Source organism: Glutamicibacter nicotianae (assembly GCF_006539525.1).
Lineage (GTDB): Bacteria > Actinomycetota > Actinomycetes > Actinomycetales > Micrococcaceae > Glutamicibacter > Glutamicibacter nicotianae.
The window spans coordinates 24,806-47,004 of the sequence record NZ_BJNE01000015.1; the positions used below are offsets into that span (position 1 = coordinate 24,806).

Consider the following 22,199-nt stretch of genomic DNA (forward strand, 5'->3'; position numbering starts at 1 on the left):
GCATTGCATTTCTGGCGATTGCAGAAGCTGATCTGAAAAGGGACCGGGCCAAGAGCGTTGGCATTTGCAGCCATGGCTGCTCCAGCGGCAAGCCTCAATCCTCTACGGACGTTGCTGGCGGAAAACTGCCGCGTGGCCCGTTGGGGTAATTCCCAAGCGGGAAGTGAAATGCTTGCGCAATGGATCGTCCGAAGCAAAGCCGACCTGCTGGGCGACGGCGCCAACCGGCAGGTCACTCTGCTCAAGCAGGCGTTGGGCCTCGCGTACCCGAAGATCATTGAGCCACGTAATTGGGGTCGTCCCGACCGTGTCGGAGAACCAGCGGTGAAAAGTCCGCGTTGACATAGCACAGACTGCCGCGAGTTCCTTGACGCTCCAGTGCTGTTGGAGATCCCTGCTGACCTCCAATTGCAGTTTCTCCACTGATGGCGAGGATTTGGCAGGAAGATTTGTATCCGCGTACTGGGCTTGTGTGCCCGGCCTGAACACTGGGGTGACCATAGCCTTCGCTATGGTCTGTGCGGCGTCGGCACCCCAATCTTGGCGGACCAAATGCAAAAGGAGATCAATTCCGGCAGTAACTCCGGCTGAAGTCCACAGCTTGCCTTCACCGCAATATAAATCCCGGGCGCGGACGTCGACACTGGGGTAGCGGCGGGAAAGCTCATCGGCAAAACGCCAATGTGTCGTAGCCTGGCGCCCGTTGAGCAATCCAGCAGCGGCCAGGGTGAAGGCTCCGGTGCACAACGATGCCACGAGTACTCCAGCCGCTGCAGCGCGGGCCACGACCGCGACTTCCTGACAGGATGGTTCCGAATGCGGATTGTCGCTTCCAGGCACCACAAGGATGTCGAGTTCTTCGACAGTGGAGAAGTCGTGGGTACGTCGTATTGAGTGCACGGGGTCAAGCACCGTGACGGCTTGGGCCGCGAGGAGGCGCACTGCAGGTCGGGGGAGTCCTCGATCCGAACGGTCATCGTACACCTCGCGTGCCACGGAGATATCAAAAGCGCGGCGCTCCGGACCCACCAGAATTCCCACATTCGTCATGGCGCAATCTTATCGGACTATGTCATTCATGCCACTGGCCCGGTCCCGCCAGCACTGATGAACTAGAGGCATGATGAGAAATGACAAGACGGCATTGATCGTGGTTGACATGCAGAACGGCTTCTATGACGCTTGGTGGGGCAACACGGTCAATTACCCGGGATGCGAGAACAATGTCGAGCTGTTGCTGATGGCGTGGTCCGAACGGAAGATGCCCATAGTGATCGTCAGACACGATAGCATCAATCCGAGCTCGCCGCTCTTCTCCGGTGGGCCAGGAAATGCGCTTCAAGAATCGGTGGGAGCGGTGCCCGCGGACCTGGTCGTGGCAAAGACGGTGAACTCCTCGTTCTATGGGACCCCGGATCTGGAACAGTGGCTGCGCTCTAGCAGAATTGAGCACATAGTCGTTTGCGGGATACAAACCAACATGTGCGTCGAGACGACGGCACGCATGGGTGGCAACCTCGGGTTCGACGTCATTATTCCGCTCGATGCGACGCGCACCTTCGATCTGGCAGGACCTGATGGCACCGTCATTTCAGCAACAGCGCTGATGCAAGCCACGGCAGCAAATCTGCATGGCGGAGAATTTGCTCAGGTCCTATCCACTCAGGACGTTCTGGACTGGTTGGCGAATGCATGAAACTGGCCTGTATTCGCGCAATGGCCAACGCCTGCTTGGAGAATCCACCATCCTGCAAGCCATACCTCGGTCGAAGTGGATAGGCTTGGGCCATGAATATCTCGTTCACGCCGTTGGGTCCTGAAGACAGCGATGGCATCGTCGCATTTCTGCTCGGCAACAAGTTCCCCTTCCATGTCCGTCGAGACTGGACGCAGACGGAGCTGCGGGCACTGGTTGATGGCGGAAGATATTGGAACAGCGAGAGCCAAGGTTTCTGGATCATGGGCAATGGCGATTGCCTGGGCATGGTTGTTCTTGAAGATCTGGAAGACGACACCCCGATGTTCGACCTCCGCCTTGCGGAGGCTTATCGGGGGCAAGGATTGGGTACGCGGATACTGAAGGAACTGTGCACCAAGGTCTTCAATGAGAACCCGGAGACTGTGCGCTTCGAAGGGCAAACCCGGGAAGACAACATTGCGATGCGCAAGGTGTTCCTGAAGTCCGGCTTCCTCAAGGAAGCTCACTACCGGATGGGCTGGCCAGCTGAAGACGGCTTACGATTGGCTTCGGTCGCCTACGCCATTCTCCGCCAGGACTGGGAGTCAGGAGAAACGACCGCCTTCGACTGGAACGATGTGTAAATCTGAGTTCTACGCCCAGGGTTTCAAGAAGCGGGGAGGACCAGCACGTCCCGGGTGATTTCCAGATGCCCCAAGTGCTGGTTGAATTCGATTTGCGCCTGACTCTGCGTGATTTTGGGCAGATCGGCCTGAAGAACAAGGTTGAGGCCTGCGAATGAGGACGATTACGATTGAGCGATGAACCTGCCACCGGCTAAGAAGACAGCCATGCCCGAGGCTGAAGTGTCCATTGATCTGGCATTGGTGCGCGAGTTGATTGCAGCACAAGCTCCGCAATGGGACCATGAAAAGATCAGTTACCTGGCTACCGGTTGGGATAACGAAGTCTATCGTCTCGGAGAATCCCTGCTGATTCGTTTGCCCCGGCGACAGCTGGGGGAGGACATCGGAGTCAAGGAGCGACGCTGGCTCCCTCAGCTGGCACACGACTCCGGGGTGGACATCGACCTGGCGATCTTTGAAGGCCGTCCCACTTCCAGTTATCCCTTTACCTTTTCGATCTGCCCCTACGTTCCGGGCATAAGTGCAGCTCGGCTCAATCGGCAGGAACGCGATGAATACGTGCAGGAGTTTGCTCGTTTGCTGAGAGCCATCCATCAAATCGCAAACTCGACGGAACCACGAAGCGACTTCCGAGGCTGCGCATTGTCCCAAGTTGATGAGCGGACTCGAGTGCAAATCTCAACCTTGGACCCGTCGTTTCAGAGGGCGGCATTGGAACTTTGGCAGGAAGCGCTGGATGCGGAGGTGTACGAGGGCAGCCCAGTGTGGCTGCACGGAGATCCGCATCCATCCAACACTGTTGTAGACGGCGAAGAGCCATCCCTGACCGTTTCTCTGATTGACTACGGTGACTTATGCGTCGGCGACCCGGCATCAGATCTAGGCATGTGCTGGATGCATTTCAGTTCCGCGGGCATCGGCCAAGCCTTCGAGGCATACGGCATCGCAGTGGGAAGCCCAACGTGGAGGCGAGCGCGAGGCTGGGGTCTGCGCTACGCCATGATGACCGCAAATCTAGGCGCCGACGATCTTCTGGGCATAGTTGGGCGGGAGACCCTGAACTCACTCTTGGGTAGTTCCGTTTAGGCGCACTCCAGATCCATCCGACCTGTCTCAGTCCGTCAGCTGAGTTCCAAATGACCTAAGGAATCCTGATCGGTCCTTTTGACGATAGAACGATTTCAACGTCAATCGTAGGATTCATAATCGGAGGTCGTCGGTAACGCCGCAGGAGTGTTTCCTTAGACTTGATTCATGGAGACCAGCAAGCGCCAAAAGTACGTTGATTACTTGGTGGGTGAACACGGATATGACGCCCGGGTAACACCATGGGGTATCTATATTGAATACCCCAATTTCGACGACAACGGCACGGCCGTCGTGAATTGGCGGGTTACGGAACACGAACTTGCTGGTTTGAACGGCATTCGAATGCCGAGAGGGTTTACCGGTGGCCAACAGTACGCATTTTCGGAATTGACAGCAGCTCTTCATGCATTCACTGGTTCACGCGGGACCATGCACGGGGCAAGGATGAGGATAGAAATAGATAACTGACAACGGCTACAGAGCCAAACCTCGGTAGACCTGATTTTCCGTCCTGATTCGTACCAAAATTCGGCACGTATCCCCTTACAGCTGGCGAGCATCGACCGGTAGGATCAGCCAAGCCTTGACCAGTTATCAAGAACGTGATTTTGAGCCGAGTGCTCGATTCCGTTCGCGTGGTTGAGCTGGCGCTCGTGCCACAGCAACGACTTCGCTCGAGAACCGTGGGGCTGGGTTGAAGTGATGTCCGGGTCTGGGAGGCATGAACTCAGTTAATTCTGGGTGAGAAGTCCTGGCAACTGAGCCATGTCCGTGAACACGGCGGTGGCCCCCGCGGCTAAGAGCTTTTCCTTGGTGCTGCTGATAGGTCCGCCTGGGCAGTAGCCGAAGACCGTAGCTCCGGCCGCGACGCCTGCAGTTACGCCGGTGACAGTGTCCTCGATGACCGCTGCCTGGCTCGGATCGATTCCCAAGCCAGCAGCCGCTGCCAGATAGACATCCGGAGCAGGTTTGCTCTGCGCGCACTCCATGCCGCTGTAAACATGCTCGCCGAAGAATGGTGCCATCTTCGTCAGGGATAACTGCATCTCGACTTTTCCGCGGTCAGCGCCCGTAGCGCATGCAACTCTGCCGTTGTAGCTGGCAGAGATGTGCTTCACCGCATCCAGGGCACCAGGTATGGCCTGCAAGCCTTCACGTAGGGCAATATCTCGACGCTGCCTGAAGCCAGCGATCCACTGCTCATCAATTCGTACACCCGTATTAACAAAGATGGGTACCCACTGGTCTTTCAGGGCCTTGCCGATGAAGATGCTGATGCATTCTTCCTGGCTGATGTTCCATCCCAACTCAATGAGCATTTCGCGGAGCACTGCGTTGGTGATGGATTCGGAATCGACCAACACGCCATCGCAATCGAACAGGGCGGCGGAGAATTTTGGACGCGACAAGGACATGGCTGGCTCTTCCTTCAAATGTGCGATTCGCTAGACTGCGGAGAATTCATGAAGAATGCGGGCCAGCGGCGCCAGCTCAGGCTGTTCTTCGGCCTGTTTCAGTACGCGTTCCAACGTGGCATCGTGAATGGGCTTGGCTTTTTGATACAGCTCGTGGCCTGCGGGGGTCAGCTCGGTATAGATTCCACGGCGGTCATCGGCGCACAGAACTCGCGAAAGCAGGTTGCGGTCTTCGAGCCGGGTGACCAAGCGCGTGGTTGCACTCGGGCTCAAGGCGGTGGCGCGGGCGAGCTGAGCCATGCGCATATGCCACCCATCCTGCCGATTCAAGGCGTCCAATAATGTGTACTCGACCACAGAAAGGCCTACCTGGGCAGTCAGATCCTTTTCCAGTGCGGCATCGATTAATCCGTGCAATGACGCCAAAGTGCGCCATCCGCGAGCACGGATTTCGACAGCATCATCTGCGATTCCCATGGTTCCTCCAAGAAATACTTGCTTGCGCCGGTTGCTTGCGTGTGCAACGATATTGGATATCGCGCAATAACAAGCGTGTGCAACTAATCTATCCAGTCTATCAGGAGTATCGCTATGCCGCTCGGCCTTATTGCGTTAGCCATCGGTGCCTTCGGCATCGGGCTTACTGAATTTGTCATCATGGGCTTGTTGCCAGATGTGGCCGCCGACTTCGCCGTCAGCGAGGCAGCAGCTGGTTGGCTCATTTCCGGATACGCACTCAGCGTTGTGGTTGGTGCATTGGGGCTTACAGCGGCAACCATCCGCTTGCCGCGCAAGCCGGTGCTTGTCGGCCTGCTGGTCTTGTTTATCGTTGGCAACTCGCTCACCGCAATCGCTTCAACTTATGAAGTGGCCATGCTCGGCAGGGTGATTGCCGCCTTGTGCCATGGTGCCTTCTTCGGCATCGGCTCGGTTGTAGCTGCCGACATGGTGCCGGCCAACAAGCAGGCCGGCGCCATTGCCATCATGTTCACTGGCCTGACCGCAGCCAACGTTTTGGGCGTACCCTTTGGAACCCTGCTCGGCCAGCACTCAGGGTGGCGTTCGACCTTCTGGGCAATCTCCGGCATCGGCGTTCTGGCGCTCGTTGGGATTCTTGCACTGGTTCCGGCCATCAGGCACGTCGCCGAGGGAATCTCGCTGCGCCAGGAAATTGGCGCATTCACCTCGCTGCAGGTCTGGCTGTCCCTGGGCGTCACCATCCTGGGCTACGGCGGCATGTTCGGTGCCTTCACCTACATCGCCTACACCTTGACCGAAATTACCGGATTCAACGCAACCACCGTGCCTTGGCTGCTGATGCTCTTCGGAGTTGGCCTCTTCGCAGGCAACTGGATCGGCGGGCGCATGGCCGATAAGAGCATCGACCGCACACTGCTCTTCTTCATCTCCGCGCTGCTGGTGGTGCTTGTCCTCTTCGGATTCTTTGCTGGCAATCAGGTCGCCACCGTACTCGCTTTGCTGTTCATGGGCGGTTTCGGTTTCGGCACCGTTCCAGGACTGCAAAGCCGCATAATGCAGTACGCCGGCAATGCACCGACCCTGGCATCCGGCGCCAATATCGGTGCATTCAATGTCGGCAATGCGCTGGGCGCATGGGCTGGCGGCCTGGGTATTGCGGCAGGCTTGGGCTACACCTCGCCGATCTGGATTGGTGCACTGATCACCCTCGTTGCGTTGCTCGTTATCGTTCTGGCCATGATCTTGGCCAAGAAGGCTTCAGTCGCATCGCCCCAGCTGGTCGCAGCCGGCTAATCCGCAGTTTTCCCCTCTCCCCCAACCAATTTTTAGGAGCTAGGCATGGTTACCGCCATTCCAACCATCACCCTGAACAACGGCGTTGAAATGCCCCAAGTAGGATTTGGAGTCTTCCAGGTCCCCAACCAGGAAACCACCGACGCAGTGAGGTCGGCTCTCAAGGCTGGCTACCGCAGCATCGATACCGCCGCGATTTACGGCAACGAAGGGGGCGTCGGCAAGGCTTTGGCCGAGTCGGGCATTGCTCGCGAAGAACTGTTCATCACCTCCAAGGTCTGGATCGCCGACATGGGGTACGAACAGACACTTGAAGCCTTTGACGCAAGCCTGCGGCGCTTGGGCCTCGACTACCTGGACCTGTTCTTGATCCATTGGCCAGCTCCCGAAAAGGACCTCTACGTTGAGACGTGGAAGGCCTTGGAAAAGCTGTACGCAGAGAACAAGGTCCGTGCCATTGGCGTGTCGAACTTCCAGCCGGATCACCTGGACAAGCTGATCGCCGAGGGAACTATCGTTCCTGCCGTGAACCAGGTGGAATTGCATCCGGCGTTGCAGAACCGCGAGGTGATTGCCGCCAACGGGCAGCACGGAATTGCCACCGAAGCCTGGAGCCCGCTCGCTCAGGGAGCGCTGCTCGCCGACGAGACCATCCTGGAGATCGCGCAGGCCCATCAGGTGACCGCCGCCCAGGTGATCCTGCGCTGGCACCTGCAGCAGGGCCGGGTGATCATCCCGAAGTCGGTGACCCCGTCACGCATCGCCGCGAACCTAGACCTGTTCGGCTTCGAGCTGTCCGCCGCGGAATTGGCATCAATTGACGCACTGGATAGCGAAGGGCGCACCGGCCCGCACCCGGAGACGTTCAACGGCTAGCGGCAGTTTCCACCAGGCCGTCCGTCCTGCGCATGGGGCGGGCGGCCGCACATGCTGCATTCAGGGCCTGGAGGCAATGCGGCGATCCAGTTCGTTGCGCACCTGCGGCCATTCGGCTTTCAGAATTGAGAACACCACGGTGTCCCGCAGGGACCCGTCCGGCATCCGCGCATGGGCGCGCAGCACGCCGTCCTGCTTGTCACCCAAGCGGCTGACGGCCATGCGCGAACGGAGATTCATCCAGCGTTTCGAAGGCATGGCCCAGCAACAGGCGCTTGCTTTCGGCATTGGTGCCTGAACCGTGACTGCTGGCGGCGTTCCAGGTGTAGCCGATCTCCACCCGGGGCAGCACGCGGTCAATGCCGCAGTAGGTGGTCATCCCGATGATCCGGCCAGGCAGTCCGCTGACGGGATCATTGAGCCGGGTGGTGAAGGCCAGCATCGACCCTTCCGCCTGCAACGCAAGGCGCCTGCGGATTTCTTCGCGCATGTTCTCAGTACGTGGCACCGAGGTGTACCAGAGGTTCCACAACTCGCCGTCGCTGGCAGCCTGCACCAGACCGTCGTGGTGTTCCATGGACAACGGTTCAAGGGTGACATGGGCACCACGCAGGGTGAGTGGCTCAAGGGCATTCATGCGAATACTGTACGCGCCGAAATACCATCGCGGCACCCCTGCGCTGCTGCCAGTTTCTGCGGTGGGATGGCATTGCAGGATCCGGGAACCGATTAGCCGGCGCTCTGCGGACGTTCCGCGGATGAAGCCGTGGAACGCATCATGCTGGCACCGCCTGCCGCCGCCACAGCGCAGGCAACAGCCAGTGCTCCCAGGCCCAGCGGCAGGGTAGCCGCACCGGCCACCAGACCCACGAGGATCGGTCCGCCGGCATCTCCCACTTCGCGTCCGAGCTCGGCGCTGCCCATGGTGCGGCCCATGCGCTCTGGAGGCGTGGTAGCGGCCAAGCGTGCGAATCCGAGCGGGGTAATCAGGCCGACTCCCACGCCGATTGCCGCCGCGCCCAGCAAGATCACCGGCAGTGACGGAACAGCCGCGAACAGCACCACCGCTGCAATCAGCAGGACCGCACCAGCCAGCATCAGGGTATTGGCCCGTTGCGGGGCGGCATCGTGGATCCGCCCGATCCGCGGCTGCACCACGGCCGAGATGACGGCCAGGATGCTGACGGCTCCCATGCCGAGGATCGGGTCGGCGCCGAGGCGGGCTGCGAGCAGCGGGATGAAGCCCACCGCGGCTCCCAGGATCGCGGTGGCAGCAGCCAACAGGAGCACCGGGCCAAGGAAGGCTGGTGCGGTGGATTGCTTCACCACGTCAGCTAGCGTGGCACGCTGCTTGGGCAGGACCGGTATGGAAGGCATGTGCAGGGCGGTCCACAGCGCTGCGCCCAGCGAGAGCACTGCCAGAACCAGGAAGAGCGCTGGCAGGCCAGCCCAGGTGATGAGGGCCGCTCCCAGCAGCGGACCGCCGGCATACCCGAGCCCCTTCCAGGAACCATATTTGCCGAAGTAGCGTCCGGCCAAGGACGGCCCGACCATCCGGGCTACGGCCGAAGAGGAAGCGGGGGAGAAGCCTGCCGCTGCGGCTCCCTGAGCCAAACGCGCCATGGCGAGCAGCAGCGGGGAAGCAGCGAAGGCGCCGAGCAGCGAGGCCGCCGCAAATACCAGCAGCCCGCCCACGATTACCGGCTTCACCCCGATCCGGTCGCTCAGTGCGCCGAAGACCGGTTTCAAGATGACCTCGGCGATGTCGTAGGTCGCCAGGATGAGGCCAAGGGCGGCAAAAGTCAGGCCGAGATTATCGGTTTCGGTGCCCAATGCCGCCGCGATGCCATGGGCGCCGAAAGCCGTCGTGAATCCTGCCAAGTACAGCGGACCCATGCCGCGTTTCTGATCAACCACGCCCCCAGTTTAACTGCGAGACTCGTGGAGATGGCCATTCGGCGTGCATATTTCGGAGGTTGGCTCCGGTACGCGTTCCTTGCAGATTCTCAGGCAGCCAGGATTGATTCAGTGGCGGCTTCGGTGCGTAGGCAGGAAGTTAACGGCTAGGCGCCGACAAGCCCCCGGATGGTCTGCCGTATCGCCTCGATGACGTCCATGACTGGTTCTCGGTGGAGGTGCTCCGCACGAACCAGAACGTCGATTTGTCGACCGGCTGAGAGGCCTTTGATTGGTCGTAAAGTCACCGTGTTGTCCAGTGACTTCCGTGCTGTATAGCGAGGCAGGATCCCGAGGCAGCCGCTGGCTTCAACCAGGGCTCCGGCGGTGGCGTAGTCATTGACCCGGTGCTCGATTCGCGGAGCTTGGCCGGCCAGTGCAGCGATGGTTTCAAGGACGTCGGCCGGGGAGTAGCCGGAGCGCGAAACGACCCAGGGCTCGTCGATGACCTGCTCGGGGGAGAGCTGCTCGAATTCGGCCAGCGGATGGTCCCGGTGGATTGCGACGTCCAGCGGTTCGAAAGCCAGTGGTATGACGCTGATCCGGTCTTCTGGCCACGGGGCCGTGTGCGGCATCCGGTGTGCCAATACCAAGTCGTATGTCGAGGTCAGGGCAGGGAAATCCTGCTGCGAGACGTCCTCGTCGGAAAAGCGCAACGGGGGCAACTGGCCTTCCGGGTAGGTCAGCAGCGGGGCGAAGATGGTCTGCCCGATGGAGTGGAATCCGGCGATCCGGATGGGGGTGTCCCGTTCCTGTTCCTGGGTGCGGATTCTCGCTGAGACCTCTGCCAGGGTCGAAGCGACCGAGGCCGCTGCGGAGGCCAGCAGTTTTCCCTCTGCAGTCAGCACCAGCCTGCGTCCGTCCTTCTGGGTCAGGGGCGCAGGGAAGTTGCGTTGCAATTGCGCCAAATGCTGCGAGACCGCCGAAGGCGAGACGAAAAGGGCCTTGGCTACAGCATTAACGCTGCCCAGATCCGCGAGTTCACGCAGAATCCTCAACTGATGCAATTCCATGAAGTAAATACTAAATCGTTGGATCAGTAAATCAGTGATCTTCTAAGGTGTTACCTCGAGCTGTTGGGTGCGACACTTGAAGCGACCCCATGTCTGTCTTGCGCACAGCAGGTGCCCAATCCTAAGGAACCAGCATGAAAGCACTGTACAAGTCCGGCCCGCACGCGGGACTGGAACTCGTTGATCGCCCAGAACCGGAAACCGGCGCGCACGACGTGAAGATCCGCGTCATGACCGCTGGCATCTGCGGCACCGACCTGCACATCGAAGCCTACGACGATGCCGCCAAGGCCATGATCAACACCCCGCTGGTTCCCGGACACGAATTCTATGGCGAGGTCGTGGAGGTCGGCAGCTTCGTCCACGGTGTCAAGGTCGGCGACCGCGTCTCCGGCGAAGGGCATGTCGTGTGCGGGCTGTGCCGCAACTGCCGCGCCGGCCGCAAGCAGATGTGCATCAACGTCGACTCGGTCGGTGTCCAGCGCGATGGCGCCTTCGCCGAATACGTGGTCATCCCCGAAAGCAACGTCTACATCCACCGCGACGAGCGCATCACCCCGCTGCTCGGCGCCATCTTCGACCCTTTCGGCAATGCCGTGCACACCGCGCTGCAATTCCCGATGGTCGGCGAGGATGTGCTGATCACCGGTGCAGGCCCCATCGGCCTGATGGCCGCGGCAGTGGCCCGCCACGTCGGCGCCCGCAACATCGCCATCACCGATGTCTCCGAGCAGCGCCTGGAACTGGCCCAGAGCATGGGCATCGACCTGGCCGTGAACGTCGCGAACACCCGCATCAGGGAAGCGCAGCAGCAGCTGGGCATGGTCGAAGGCTTCGACTACGGCATGGAAATGTCCGGGCATAAGACCGCCTTGCCGGAAATGATCGAGAACATGAACCACGGCGGCAAGATCTGCATGCTCGGGCTGCCCAGCACCTCCATCGATATCAACTGGGGCAAGGTGGTCACCCACATGCTGACCCTGCGCGGCATCTACGGCCGCGAGATGTTCGAGACCTGGTACGCCATGAGCGCCATGCTCACCTCCTCGGAAGTGATGCGCGAGCGCATTGCCTCGGTGGTGACCGACTTCCTGCCGGCCACCGAATGGCAGCAGGGCTTCGAAGCTGCCCGCAGCGGCCACGGCGGCAAGGTCGTGCTCGACTGGACCGTTTTCCCAGGCTAAGAATTTCCCGGATCAACAAGGAGTATTTGCAATGTACACGGATCTCAAAGACCAGCTTGCCGCCGAACTGGACGAGCTGAAGTCCTCCGGCCTGTTCAAGGCAGAACGCCACATCGACTCGGCCCAGTCCGCGTCCATCCTGGCAGGCTCGCTGGGTGACGATGCACGGAAGGTGCTGAATTTCTGCGCCAACAACTACCTGGGGCTGGCCGATAACCAGCAGATCATCGACGCCGCCAAGTCCGCCATGGACGAGCGCGGCTTCGGCATGGCCTCGGTCCGCTTCATCTGCGGCACCCAGGACCTGCACCTGGAATTGGAATCCCGGCTCTCGAAGTTCCTGGGCACCGACGACACCATCCTGTTCTCCAGCTGCTTCGATGCCAACGGCGGCGTTTTCGAGTCGCTGTTCGGCAAGGAAGACGCCATCATCTCCGATGCGCTGAACCACGCATCGATCATCGACGGCATCCGCCTGTCCAAGGCCGCGCGCTTCCGCTATGCCAACCAGGACATGGCCGATTTGGAAACCCAACTGCAGGCCGCCGCGCAGCTCAACGACGGGGCGGGTGCACGCCGCACCATCATCGTCACCGACGGCGTCTTCTCCATGGACGGCTACCTGGCACCGCTCGAAGCCATCTGCGATTTGGCCGACAAGTACAACGCGCTGGTCATGGTCGATGATTCCCATGCGGTAGGCTTCATGGGCGCCACCGGCGCCGGCACCCCCGAGCATGCAGGGGTCTCGGACCGCGTGGACATCTACACCGGCACCTTCGGCAAGGCCCTGGGTGGCGCCTCGGGCGGCTATGTTTCCGGCCGCGGCGATATCGTCGCGATGCTGCGCCAGAAGGCCCGCCCGTACCTGTTCTCCAACTCGCTGGCCCCGTCGATTGTCGCCGCAACCCTCAAGGCGCTGGACCTCGTGGTGGATTCCGGGGACTTGCGCGAGAAGCTCTTCGAGAACGCCGCGCATTTCCGCCGCCGCATGACCGAAGAGGGCTTCGAGCTGCTCGACGGCGAGCACGCCATCATCCCTGTGATGTTCGGCGACGCGGTCAAGGCCGCAGAGGTGGCAGGCAAGATGCTGGAACAGGGCGTCTTCGTGACCGCCTTCAGCTTCCCGGTGGTGCCCAAGGGCGCCGCGCGCATCCGCGTGCAGCTCTCCGCCGCGCATTCGGCCGAGGACATCGAGGCTTGCGTGCAGGCCTTCGTTGCCAGCCGCTGACCAGCTCGGTTGGCCCGGCGCCGTGTTTCAATAGGGATGACGAATTGGCATAACCAAAGGCGGAGGACTCATGGCTACCAGGGATGATGTGGCGCGCTTGGCCGGTGTATCTCCCAGTACCGTGTCCTACGTGATCAGCGGCCGGCGCAGCATTTCCGAGGCGACCAAGGCCAGGGTCCTGGCGGCCATGCGGGAGCTGAACTACACCCCGGATGCCTTTGCCCAGGGCCTGGCCGGATCCCGCCGGGGGATCCTTGCCCTGCACTTTCCCACCAGCGTGGACGGCTATTCCTCCACCGAGTTCGAATACGTCACCGCCGCAATGGAGCGTGCCCGCGCGCTGGGCTACCACATGCTCTTATGGTCCAATCCGATGACCGATGTCATGGGATTGGAAAGCCTGGTCGGGCAGAAGTTGGTGGCCGGGGTGCTGCTGATGGAAGTATCGATCAATGACCCGCGCTTCGATGTCCTGCGGCGCGCGGGCATACCTTTCGCTTCCATTGGCCGTCCCGATGACAATGCCGACCTGTCCTATGTCGATAATGATTTCGCCCAGGCCGGGCGCATCGCGGTGGACTACCTGGCGGACCTCGGCCACCAATCCATCATGTACATCAACGTCTCCGTGGAAGACCAGGAGGCCGGTAACGGTCCGGCTATCCGCACGACCCGCGCCATCTCTGAAGCCGTGCGCCTCCGCGGCATGTCGATGCAGGAAGTCCCGGTGGAAAACAACGCGCGCGGCGGACGGACGGCGTTGGATGCCTACCGGGACCTGCACCCCCGCCCCACGGCGGTGCTGGCGCTCAAGGAATTCGCCACTGCCGGTTTCGTCAACGCCGCTGGCATGGCGTCGTTGCGCATCCCAGAAGACCTCTCGGTAATTGCATTGGGTGTCGGCGATCGCTCGGCCGAAATGGTAGCCCCGGCACTGACCACGGTCGCCCCACCGGGCGAGGCGGTCTCCCATGCGGCGGTGGACGCACTGGTGCAGAAAATCGAAGGCCGTTCCCAGGGTGCCATGCAGCAGCTTATCGCGCCGCTGATGACGGTTCGCGACAGCACCGGCCCGGCTCCGCGCTGAGCATCCCACGACAATCTCTGGACGATCGTCTTCCATAGGTGTTGACGCGCGTCGATGATCTACGTCACTATAGAGGGGATCATTCGTGCCAGGCCGCTTCACTCGGCAAGGTACTAGTCAACGTGGAGGGCATCATGAAGAAAGCACAACGCAGGCTGAAGCTCGCGCCGGTTATCTCGATGGCAGCTATCGGCATGCTCCTGGCCGGCTGCTCGGGCGGGGCAGACCCCAATGACCCCAACGCCTCCGGAGGCGGCACAGCCCAGGTGGGCGAAGCCGACGGTGTCGTGGACATCTATGGCCCGGTCACCGGCATCGAGGCGGAACTGCTGGAAAAGTCGTGGGCCAAGTGGTCCGAGGAGAACGGCATCAAGATCCGCTACACCGGAGACAAGAACTTCGAATCCCAGATCGGGATCAAGGTCCAGGGCGGCGACACCCCGGATTTGGCAGTCTTCCCGCAGCCCGGCCTGCTGCACGCCACCGTGGCCCAGGGCAAGGTGCAGCAGCTGCCCGAAGCAGTGCAGGCCCAGCTGCAGAGCAACTGGTCCGAGGACTGGCAGAACTACGGCAAGGTCGATGGCGTGCAGTACGGGGTGCCGCTGATGGCCAGCGTCAAGGGCTACATCTGGTATTCGCCCAAGCAGTTCGAGCAGTGGGGCGTGAGCGTGCCTGAAACCTGGGATGAGATGATCGCCCTGGGCACCGAAATCTCGAAGAAGACCGATGAACCGGCCTGGTGTGCCGGATTCGCATCAGGCGAGGCATCGGGGTGGCCGGGCACCGACTGGATCGAGGACGCGGTGCTGCGCCAGTCCGGGCCCGAGGCCTACGACAAGTGGGTTTCCGGCGACCTGGAATTCACCTCGCCGGAAATCACCAGCGCCTTCGAGTCCGTCGGGAAGATCCTGCTCGACCCCGAACAAGTCAACGCCGGATATGGCGATGTGAAGTCGATCAACGCCACCGCCTTCGGCGATGTCGGTACGGCAGTGGCCAAGGGAACCTGCCCGCTGACCCACCAGGCCTCCTTCCTGGAAGGCTATGTCCTCGATTCCAAGAATGCCGATGGCGAGAAGGCCACCGTGGCACCTGACGGAGATGTCTGGGCCTTCGTCGCACCTCCAGCCAAGGCCGATGACCCGGTATCCATCGTCGGCGGCGGCGAATTCGTCGCAGCTTTCTCCAACGATGAAGAGACCGCCAAGGTCCAGGAATACCTGGCCAGCGCGGATTGGGCCAATAGCCGGGTCTCGCTCGGCGGCGTGATCTCGGCCAACTCCGGGCTCGATCCAGCGAACGCCAGCAGCGACCTGCTGCGCTCCGCCGTTGAACTGCTGCAGGATCCGAACACCACCTTCCGCTTCGACGGGTCTGATCTGATGCCCAAGAGCGTGGGTTCCGACTCCTTCTGGAAGGGACTGGTGGACTGGATCGACGGCAAGCCGACCGAGGAAGTGCTGGAGAACATCCAGTCCGGTTATGACTCCTAGCCACCAACTTGCAAGCCGCCAACGGCCGGGAATCCCGGCCGTTGGCGAGATGACAGGAGCCTGAGACCATGACCGAATTCTTCCAATGGCTTGCCGGCGTCCCGCCGCTGATCCAGGTGCCGGTGGTGCTGCTTGCCTTCGCGATCCTGATCGCGGCGATCCTCGGCTTTGTCGAGATAGCAACCAATGGCGGACGCGCATTCGCCGTGGTGCGCTTCCTCGCCGCGGTCGTGGTTCCGGCAGCGATCCTGCTGGTCCTGGGGCTGTACAACTCGGTGATGTGGGTGGCCGCGCTGGCCGCCGTGCTCGGCGCGGTGCTGTTCTTCGCGGACCGGCGCTCGCGGCACGGTGCCGGCTCGCTGCTGCAGCTGACAGGGTTCCTGGCTCCGGCCATGCTGCTGCTCGCCATCGGGTTGATCTACCCGACGATCCGCACCGCCATCAGCGCCTTCATGGCCAATGACGGGTCGGGCTTCGTGGGCCTAGGGAACTTCCGCTGGGTATTCACCAGCCCCGATGGCCTGACAGCCCTGCTCAACACCCTGGTCTGGGTTCTGGTGGCGCCGGTGGTTTCCACCATCATCGGCTTGGCCTATGCGGTGTTCATCGACAAGAGCCGCGGCGAGAAGTTCTTCAAGCTGCTCGTGTTCATGCCCATGGCGATTTCCTTCGTGGGCGCATCGATCATCTTCAAATTCTTCTACGACATTCGCCAAGGCGACCAGATCGGCGTGCTCAATGCGATCATCACGGCATTCGGCGCCAAGCCGGTCGACTGGCTCGGGCTCGAACCGTGGAACACGTTATTCCTGGTGGTCATCCTGATCTGGACACAGGCAGGATTCGCCATGGTGATCCTGTCCGCGGCCATCAAGGGCGTGCCGGCAGAGCAGCTGGAGGCGGCGGCCCTGGACGGAGCCAGCCCATGGCAGCGCTTCGCCAATGTCACCCTGCCGGGGATCCGCTCCACGGTCATCGTTGTCTTGACCACGATTTCCATTGCCTCGCTCAAGGTCTTCGACATCGTCTCATCGATGACCGGCGGACGCTCGGATACGACGGTCCTGGCCTACGAAATGGTGCGCCAGTTCCAGCTTGGGGCCCGCACCGGCTACAGCTCGGCCCTGGCCGTCATCCTGTTCATCCTGGTGCTGCCGATCATCATCTACAACGTCAGGCAGCATAAGAAGCAGGGGGTCATGCGATGAGCACCGTCGGCGAATCCACTCGGCGCCTGATGGCGGCCACCGAGAAATCCAGCGGGAAACTGCGCAAGGCCACGACCTCCCGCGGCGCAACCATTGCGGCGTTCATCATTGCCGCAGTGTGGACCATCCCCACCTTCGGGTTGTTCGTCTCCTCCTTCAGGCAGGCTGATGACATCAAGACCACGGGCTGGTGGACGGCCCTGTCCAACCCGTCGTTCACGCTGGACAACTATGTGCAGGCCTTCGCCTCCGGCGACAGCCTTCCGCTGTCCAAGGCCTTCCTGAATTCGCTGGTCATCACCATTCCGGCGGCGATTGTGCCGATCCTGATTGCCAGCTTGGCTGCCTACGCGTTCGCCTGGATCAACTTCAAGGGACGCAATACGCTCTTCGTGCTCATTTTCGCCCTGCAGATCGTTCCGATCCAGATGGCGCTGGTGCCGCTGCTCCAGCTCTTCTCGGACGGGGTGAAAATTGGCGGGCTGTATATCCTGCCAGGCTTGGGCGTCAACGGATTGGATGGCGCCTACGCCAAGGTCTGGATTGCGCACACGATCTTCGCCTTGCCCTTGGCGATCTTCATGCTGCACAACTTCATTTCGGAGATCCCGGATGAGGTCATCTGAGGCCGCGCGCGTTGACGGAGCCGGGCACGGGAAGATCTTCTCGAAAATCGTCCTGCCCTTGTCGATGCCGGCCATTGCTTCCTTCGGAATCTTCCAGTTCCTCTGGGTGTGGAATGACCTGCTGGTGGCAACCGTCTTCACCTCGGGTGGGGAATTGCCGATTACCAAGGCGCTCCAGGACCTCTCAGGTACCTATGGGCAATCTTGGGAGCTGCTTACCGCAGGGGCGTTCATCTCGATGATCATTCCGCTGGCGGTGTTCTTCGCGCTGCAGCGGTTCTTCGTGCGCGGCTTGCTGGCAGGCGCCACCAAGGGATAAACCTGCCCTGAAACAAGGCACAAGGGTGCCCGTCTGAAATTTCAGACGGGCACCCTCTTGTTTTGCCCCGCAGGCGGCAAGCCATAGGTAGGCTCGTGCCTGAAGGATTGGAATTACCACGAAGGCGGAGCGCTCATGGCAACCTTGTTGCTTACCAACATCGGACAGCTGACGACGGTTGACGCGAAAGGCAGCGTGCTGGAAGACGCCGCGGTGCTAATCGAAGATGGCCTGGTTGCATGGGTCGGCCACATGGCGCAGGCACCAGCAACGGCGCACGAGATCGATTTGGGCGGCCGTGCGGTGCTGCCCGGCTGGGTTGATTCCCACAGCCATCTGATTTTCGGCGGCGACCGCGCCGAAGAATTCGTGGCCCGCATGGCAGGCCAGACCTACGCCGCCGGAGGCATCGCGGTCACCACGTCGGCCACCGGGCAGCTCTCCGACACGGAGCTCGCAGGAATTGTGGCTGAACGCCGCCGTGAAGCCCTGGCCATGGGCACCACCTGGATGGAAACCAAGACCGGCTACGGGTTGACACTGGAAGAAGAGACCCGGCATTCCGTGCTCGGCAAGCCGCTGGTGGATTCACTGACCTTCCTTGGCGCCCACCTGGTTCCGGCAGGTTGGGATGCCGAGGCCTATACGGATTTGGTCACCGGACCGATGCTTGATGCGGTGGCAGGCAACGTCGACTTCGTCGACGTCTTCTGCGAACGCGGTGCATTCACCGAGGATCAATCGCGCCGGGTTCTGGAAGCCGCGCAGCGCAAAGGGCTGGCGACCAAGGTCCATGGAAACCAGTTGGGCCCCGGCCCGGGAGTGAAGCTGGCCGTAGAATTCGGCAGCCATTCGGTAGATCACGTGAATTACCTGGATGAAGAGGACTTCAAGGCGCTCGCCGACAGCTGGGCCGGTTGGGATGCCTCGGCGCGTTCGGGCAAGCCGGGCACGGTAGCTACCTGCTTGCCCGCCTGCGACCTGTCCACCCGGCAGCCGCTTGCGCCGGGTCGCGAACTGCTTGATGCAGGGGTGCGAATCGCGCTGGCGAGCAACTGCAATCCGGGGACCAGCTATACGAGCAACATGAACTTCTGCGTTGCTACGGCGGTGCTCCAGATGAACCTGTCCCTGGCTGAAGCCATCGAGGCGGCAACCTACGGAGGGGCGCTTGCACTCGGGGTTGCCGACCAGGTGGGATCCATCGAGGTCGGCAAGCGCGCAGATCTGCATGTGCTTGACGCTCCGGTTGCGGCGCATCTGGCGTACCGCCCCGGAATGAACCTGACGCATAGCGTGTATCGGGCGGGCGAACTAGTTGATCGACTTACGTGATTCCTCGGAAGCTGTTCTTCCAAAGGAGACATGATCCAGCCACCGGTGGGATAGAGCGATCATCTCGATTTTTAATGTAGTTGGCTACGAAGTACCGTTCGATTCCAGGAAACGATTTCCGGAGTTGCAGAGCTTGTGCCCAATCCGGTAGCGGCTAGAGTTTCGAAGGGAATTACGACATTAGGAAGGCAAGACGAATATTCCGTCAGGCATCCCGAACCCGGACCGTTGCGCAGTCCGCGCATACACACTCACGGACCACAGAGAGTCTGAACCGTAGGGGCCTAAATGCCAGTCCGCAAATCGGTGTACGAGCTGCAGCGAGGTTCCTTTGAGAATATCGGTCTGGTCCGTGGGGCCGCCATGGGCGTTGCTGGTGGTCCCAACGATGAGTACTCCATTTGAACGGATCACCCGATCGGCAAAATCGAATACGCTTCGCAGTTCGCCACGTGAAATGAAGGCAGGCACATTTCCGGTCATCAATATGGCGTCGTACTGTTCCGGCAGCGAATGCTCGTTGAGTGTACCCAAGCTCAGCTGGTCGGCTGATAACTGTCTGAACCAGCTTCCATCGAATAGGTCTTTTGCTACATCCAGAACTTGGGGCGTTGGATCTACGCCATAGGCATCATGTCCGCAGCGACGCAACGCATTGACGGTATTGCCAATTCCGCAACCGATATCGAGAATTCGTGAATTACGAGGACAGAGCATGTCCGCGAAACGGGCAACTACGTCCAGATCAATCCCGTCCATTGTTTGAGCACGCATTTTCGCCGCGTATGAATCGTAGTTGGGGCCCATGTCCACAGTTTTGCATGGATGCAGTGTCTGAACGACTTGTTTGCGCTAGTAGGCTGAAAATATAGCTCCGAATTAGGCATTCATGATAGACAAGACCTATGGCTAATACTGCTTTCAAGGGAACCCCTGTACAGACTATTGGTGATCTGCCGGCCGTTGGCTCGCAGGCTCCAGCTTTCACTCTCACCGACACCGGCCTTGCAGATGTCACCAGCGAATCGCTGGCTGGCCGTCGCGTTGTCCTGAACATTTTCCCGTCGGTTGATACCGGCGTTTGCGCTGCCAGCGTGCGTCGCTTCAACGAACTGGCTGCCGGCCTGGAGAACACCACCGTCGTGTGCGTTTCTGCTGACCTGCCATTCGCACTGGGCCGCTTCTGCGGTGCCGAAGGCATCGAGAATGTTACCGCTGGTTCGGTCTTCCGTTCCGACTTCGGTTCGGACTACGGTGTCACCCAGGTCGACGGACCACTGGCTGGCCTGCTGGCCCGTTCGGTTGTTGTGCTGGATGAGGACGGGAAGGTTGTTTACAACCAGATCGTCCCGGAGATCACCACCGAGCCTGACTACGATGCAGCTATCGCAGCCTTGAGCTAAGCAAGCATTGCACCCGATACGGTGCATGAGAGCCCGCCTGACAACATTCAGGCGGGCTTTCTTTACGCTCCAGATGGCTTGCTCATCGGCGGGTCAGGCCAAATCGCTTCCTACCCATTGATTGATTGCGCTGCAGTGAGGATGCGCGGACCAATCTTGCGCATGAGCTTGCCCATCTTCGGGTTGTCCGAGCGCGAGAGCGTATCCGATAACCGTTCAAGGCTCATGAGACCCAACCAGATTTTGGCCCGGTGCGCTTCCTCAGAGTTGGGAGCAATCAAATCCACCATTTCCAAACCATGCCACAGGCTCAGGTACGCGGTGTTCAAGGCAGGGTCCCACGCTGCTGCGAGGTCCCAATCCAAGATGCCAATCAGCTTCTCGTCAATCCAGTGCATGTTGTGGCCAGCCAAATCACCATGCACCAGTCCCGCTGGAACCTGCGCCAGAATATCGAGCTGATCCCAAAGTGCGGTTGCAGGAGCTCGAAGTTCCTCGGGCAGCGCATCGAAGCATTGCTGCTGCCGGGCTTGGGTCCATTCGCCACGGAATGAAAACGGTTTGGCCAGATGAGCGCTGATCTGTTCCAGCGGCACCTCGGCCAATTCCTTCACCAGCTGGCCCAGCACCTTTGGATCCCCGTAATGAGGCTCATGCGCGCTTCCGGGGATGAAGGACATGGCAACTGAGCTGAGCCCGTCGACATGCAGGATCTCGGAGACCGCCACCGGGATCTGATAGTTGAGCTGGCTTTCCAGCAAAGACAGCAGCTCGACGGTTCGCGGCATCTGTTCGGTCGCCGCTGGCGTGCGCGCCATGCGAATCACCGCCTGCGGATTGCCAATGACCACCTTGTGGAATTGTCCGCCTTCATTCACGGCCGCATCTTCCCACGAAAGATCGGGGCAGAGCTGGCGGGCGATTTGCAGTTCTCCACTGGTGGCAGGACGACTCATCCGTACCCTTCTCTTTCAGCTCGCTGGTGGTCTCACCTTCAGGCTATCGCAGGTTTGCCACGTGGCTACTCAGTACGCGCACAGCCAGATCGGCCTATGATCGAGAACGTGAACGCTGAACAAATTGAGCCGACGGCAACCCGCAGAACCCTCAGGTTCGAGATCATTTTGGTTCTCGCCCTGTCCTTGGGGCAGAGCGCGGTCTACTCGCTGCTGAGCTTTGCGGATAAAGTCACCAGGGCACCGTTGCGTGATCAGACGACATCGCTGAACAACCCGCTGAGCACACGCGAGTTCTTTGATTTCACCTACCAGCTTCTGGACATTGTCTTCGCGCTGGTGCCCGTGGTGCTGGCACTCTACCTGATGAAGCGCACGACCGGCCGAACCATCCGTGACATCGGCTTCGACATGCGACGTCCGGGCAAGGACACGATGCTCGGGGCGGGGCTGTTCCTGGCCATGGGCGTGGGGACGCTGGGCGTCTATGCTGCCGGACGGGCACTGGGCGTCACCACAGCACTGTCAGCAGCCAATCTCGGTGATTATTGGTGGAGCGTCCCCGTGCTGCTGCTGTCGGCTGTACGCCATGCAGTGCTCGAAGAAGTGCTGATGCTCGGCTTCCTGTTCACCTATGCCAAGAAGCTGAAGCTGGGACTGTGGAGCACCATTATCGGTTCTGCAGTGCTCCGCGGCAGCTACCACCTCTACCAGGGCGTGGGGCCGATGATCGGCAATATGCTCATGGGCATCGTCTTCGGCTGGGTGTACCAGAAGTACGGCCGGGTGATGCCGCTGGTCATCGCCCACTTCCTGCTCGATGCTATCGGCTTCGTCGGCTACGCGCTGATTGGGCCTGCCATCGGAATCGGCCAGTAGTGCCCGAAGGCCTGCGCCAGCGACTGAA

At 60.7% G+C, this 22,199-nt stretch carries 21 protein-coding genes and 2 pseudogenes; 15 read left to right on the forward strand and 8 right to left on the reverse strand.

Features of this window, described 5'->3' with window-relative positions:
* Positions 1-102 precede the first annotated feature (102 nt).
* Entirely contained in the window at positions 103-1,050 is a 948-nt protein-coding gene (locus tag ANI01nite_RS13810; protein WP_141358641.1) for a GlxA family transcriptional regulator, read from the reverse strand.
* 70 nt (positions 1,051-1,120) lie between these two features.
* On the opposite strand from ANI01nite_RS13810, the gene ANI01nite_RS13815 reads away from it, so the two are divergent.
* The 4 genes from ANI01nite_RS13815 (at position 1,121) to ANI01nite_RS13830 (ending at position 3,882) form a co-directional block, all read left to right on the forward strand.
* Positions 1,121-1,696: a cysteine hydrolase family protein gene (locus ANI01nite_RS13815; RefSeq protein ID WP_218024324.1), complete on the forward strand. Its 576-nt coding sequence runs from the start codon at positions 1,121-1,123 to the stop codon at positions 1,694-1,696.
* Between the two features lie 92 nt (positions 1,697-1,788).
* Positions 1,789-2,322: a GNAT family N-acetyltransferase gene (locus tag ANI01nite_RS13820; protein WP_141358643.1), complete on the forward strand. Its 534-nt coding sequence runs from the start codon at positions 1,789-1,791 to the stop codon at positions 2,320-2,322.
* A 177-nt stretch (positions 2,323-2,499) separates the two neighbouring features.
* Positions 2,500-3,411, forward strand: coding sequence for an aminoglycoside phosphotransferase family protein (locus ANI01nite_RS13825; protein WP_084083616.1), 912 nt, complete (start codon positions 2,500-2,502; stop codon positions 3,409-3,411).
* A gap of 168 nt (positions 3,412-3,579) precedes the next feature.
* Positions 3,580-3,882: a hypothetical protein gene (locus ANI01nite_RS13830; RefSeq protein WP_141358645.1), complete on the forward strand. Its 303-nt coding sequence runs from the start codon at positions 3,580-3,582 to the stop codon at positions 3,880-3,882.
* A 263-nt stretch (positions 3,883-4,145) separates the two neighbouring features.
* On the opposite strand, the gene ANI01nite_RS13835 is transcribed toward ANI01nite_RS13830, so the two are convergent.
* Together ANI01nite_RS13835 and ANI01nite_RS13840 are read right to left on the reverse strand one after the other, a co-directional pair.
* Positions 4,146-4,829: an HAD family hydrolase gene (locus tag ANI01nite_RS13835; RefSeq protein ID WP_141358647.1), complete on the reverse strand. Its 684-nt coding sequence runs from the start codon at positions 4,827-4,829 to the stop codon at positions 4,146-4,148.
* A 30-nt stretch (positions 4,830-4,859) separates the two neighbouring features.
* Positions 4,860-5,306, reverse strand: coding sequence for a MarR family winged helix-turn-helix transcriptional regulator (locus ANI01nite_RS13840; protein WP_038989796.1), 447 nt, complete (start codon positions 5,304-5,306; stop codon positions 4,860-4,862).
* A 114-nt stretch (positions 5,307-5,420) separates the two neighbouring features.
* Between ANI01nite_RS13840 and ANI01nite_RS13845 the strand changes: the two genes are divergently transcribed.
* A complete protein-coding gene (locus ANI01nite_RS13845; RefSeq protein ID WP_141358649.1) occupies positions 5,421-6,602 on the forward strand; it encodes an MFS transporter in 1,182 nt (393 codons plus the stop codon).
* 45 nt (positions 6,603-6,647) lie between these two features.
* Entirely contained in the window at positions 6,648-7,478 is an 831-nt protein-coding gene (locus tag ANI01nite_RS13850) for an aldo/keto reductase (protein WP_141358651.1), read from the forward strand.
* Positions 7,479-7,538: 60 nt separating this feature from the next.
* Here ANI01nite_RS13850 and ANI01nite_RS13855 read toward each other — a convergent pair.
* The 3 genes and pseudogenes from ANI01nite_RS13855 to ANI01nite_RS13865 all read right to left on the reverse strand — a co-directional run bounded on the left by ANI01nite_RS13855 (position 7,539) and on the right by ANI01nite_RS13865 (position 10,447).
* A pseudogene (locus tag ANI01nite_RS13855) lies at positions 7,539-8,115 on the reverse strand (GNAT family N-acetyltransferase).
* A gap of 92 nt (positions 8,116-8,207) precedes the next feature.
* Positions 8,208-9,395: an MFS transporter gene (locus ANI01nite_RS13860; RefSeq protein ID WP_255314546.1), complete on the reverse strand. Its 1,188-nt coding sequence runs from the start codon at positions 9,393-9,395 to the stop codon at positions 8,208-8,210.
* A 146-nt stretch (positions 9,396-9,541) separates the two neighbouring features.
* Positions 9,542-10,447 carry a LysR family transcriptional regulator gene (locus ANI01nite_RS13865; protein ID WP_141358653.1) on the reverse strand — a complete coding sequence of 302 codons (906 nt, stop codon included), beginning with the start codon at positions 10,445-10,447 and terminating at the stop codon, positions 9,542-9,544.
* 134 nt (positions 10,448-10,581) lie between these two features.
* Between ANI01nite_RS13865 and tdh the strand changes: the two genes are divergently transcribed.
* From tdh to hutI, 7 genes and pseudogenes are all read left to right on the forward strand, one after another.
* Positions 10,582-11,634, forward strand: a complete 1,053-nt coding sequence (gene tdh / locus ANI01nite_RS13870) for an L-threonine 3-dehydrogenase (protein ID WP_038989792.1) — start codon at positions 10,582-10,584, stop codon at positions 11,632-11,634.
* Positions 11,635-11,665: 31 nt separating this feature from the next.
* Positions 11,666-12,865, forward strand: coding sequence for a glycine C-acetyltransferase (locus ANI01nite_RS13875; RefSeq protein WP_141358655.1), 1,200 nt, complete (start codon positions 11,666-11,668; stop codon positions 12,863-12,865).
* A gap of 70 nt (positions 12,866-12,935) precedes the next feature.
* Complete coding sequence (locus ANI01nite_RS13880) at positions 12,936-13,952, forward strand: LacI family DNA-binding transcriptional regulator (RefSeq protein WP_141358657.1); 1,017 nt, start codon at positions 12,936-12,938, stop codon at positions 13,950-13,952.
* A 134-nt stretch (positions 13,953-14,086) separates the two neighbouring features.
* The gene (locus ANI01nite_RS13885; protein ID WP_141358659.1) at positions 14,087-15,445 is read left to right on the forward strand and encodes an ABC transporter substrate-binding protein; all 1,359 of its coding nucleotides are present in this window, start codon (positions 14,087-14,089) and stop codon (positions 15,443-15,445) included.
* 68 nt (positions 15,446-15,513) lie between these two features.
* Positions 15,514-16,653 carry a carbohydrate ABC transporter permease gene (locus tag ANI01nite_RS13890; RefSeq protein ID WP_038989787.1) on the forward strand — a complete coding sequence of 380 codons (1,140 nt, stop codon included), beginning with the start codon at positions 15,514-15,516 and terminating at the stop codon, positions 16,651-16,653.
* Positions 16,650-17,598, forward strand: a pseudogene (locus tag ANI01nite_RS13895) (carbohydrate ABC transporter permease). Before ANI01nite_RS13890 ends, ANI01nite_RS13895 begins: the two are co-directional and overlap by 4 nt.
* A 135-nt stretch (positions 17,599-17,733) precedes the next feature.
* Entirely contained in the window at positions 17,734-18,933 is a 1,200-nt protein-coding gene (gene hutI / locus ANI01nite_RS13900) for an imidazolonepropionase (protein ID WP_141358661.1), read from the forward strand.
* A 180-nt stretch (positions 18,934-19,113) separates the two neighbouring features.
* Here the strand turns inward: hutI and ANI01nite_RS13905 are convergent, their stop codons facing one another.
* Complete coding sequence (locus ANI01nite_RS13905) at positions 19,114-19,740, reverse strand: class I SAM-dependent methyltransferase (protein WP_066139503.1); 627 nt, start codon at positions 19,738-19,740, stop codon at positions 19,114-19,116.
* Between the two features lie 98 nt (positions 19,741-19,838).
* On the opposite strand from ANI01nite_RS13905, the gene tpx reads away from it, so the two are divergent.
* The gene (gene tpx / locus ANI01nite_RS13910) at positions 19,839-20,336 is read left to right on the forward strand and encodes a thiol peroxidase (protein WP_066139500.1); all 498 of its coding nucleotides are present in this window, start codon (positions 19,839-19,841) and stop codon (positions 20,334-20,336) included.
* A 110-nt stretch (positions 20,337-20,446) separates the two neighbouring features.
* On the opposite strand, the gene ANI01nite_RS13915 is transcribed toward tpx, so the two are convergent.
* Positions 20,447-21,292, reverse strand: coding sequence for a phosphotransferase family protein (locus ANI01nite_RS13915; RefSeq protein WP_141358663.1), 846 nt, complete (start codon positions 21,290-21,292; stop codon positions 20,447-20,449).
* Positions 21,293-21,388: 96 nt separating this feature from the next.
* Here ANI01nite_RS13915 and ANI01nite_RS13920 point away from each other — a divergent pair, with 96 nt between their 5' ends.
* On the forward strand, positions 21,389-22,171 hold the full coding sequence (locus ANI01nite_RS13920) for a CPBP family intramembrane glutamic endopeptidase (RefSeq protein ID WP_141358665.1): 783 nt from the start codon (positions 21,389-21,391) through the stop codon (positions 22,169-22,171).
* The last annotated feature ends 28 nt before the right edge of the window (positions 22,172-22,199 follow it).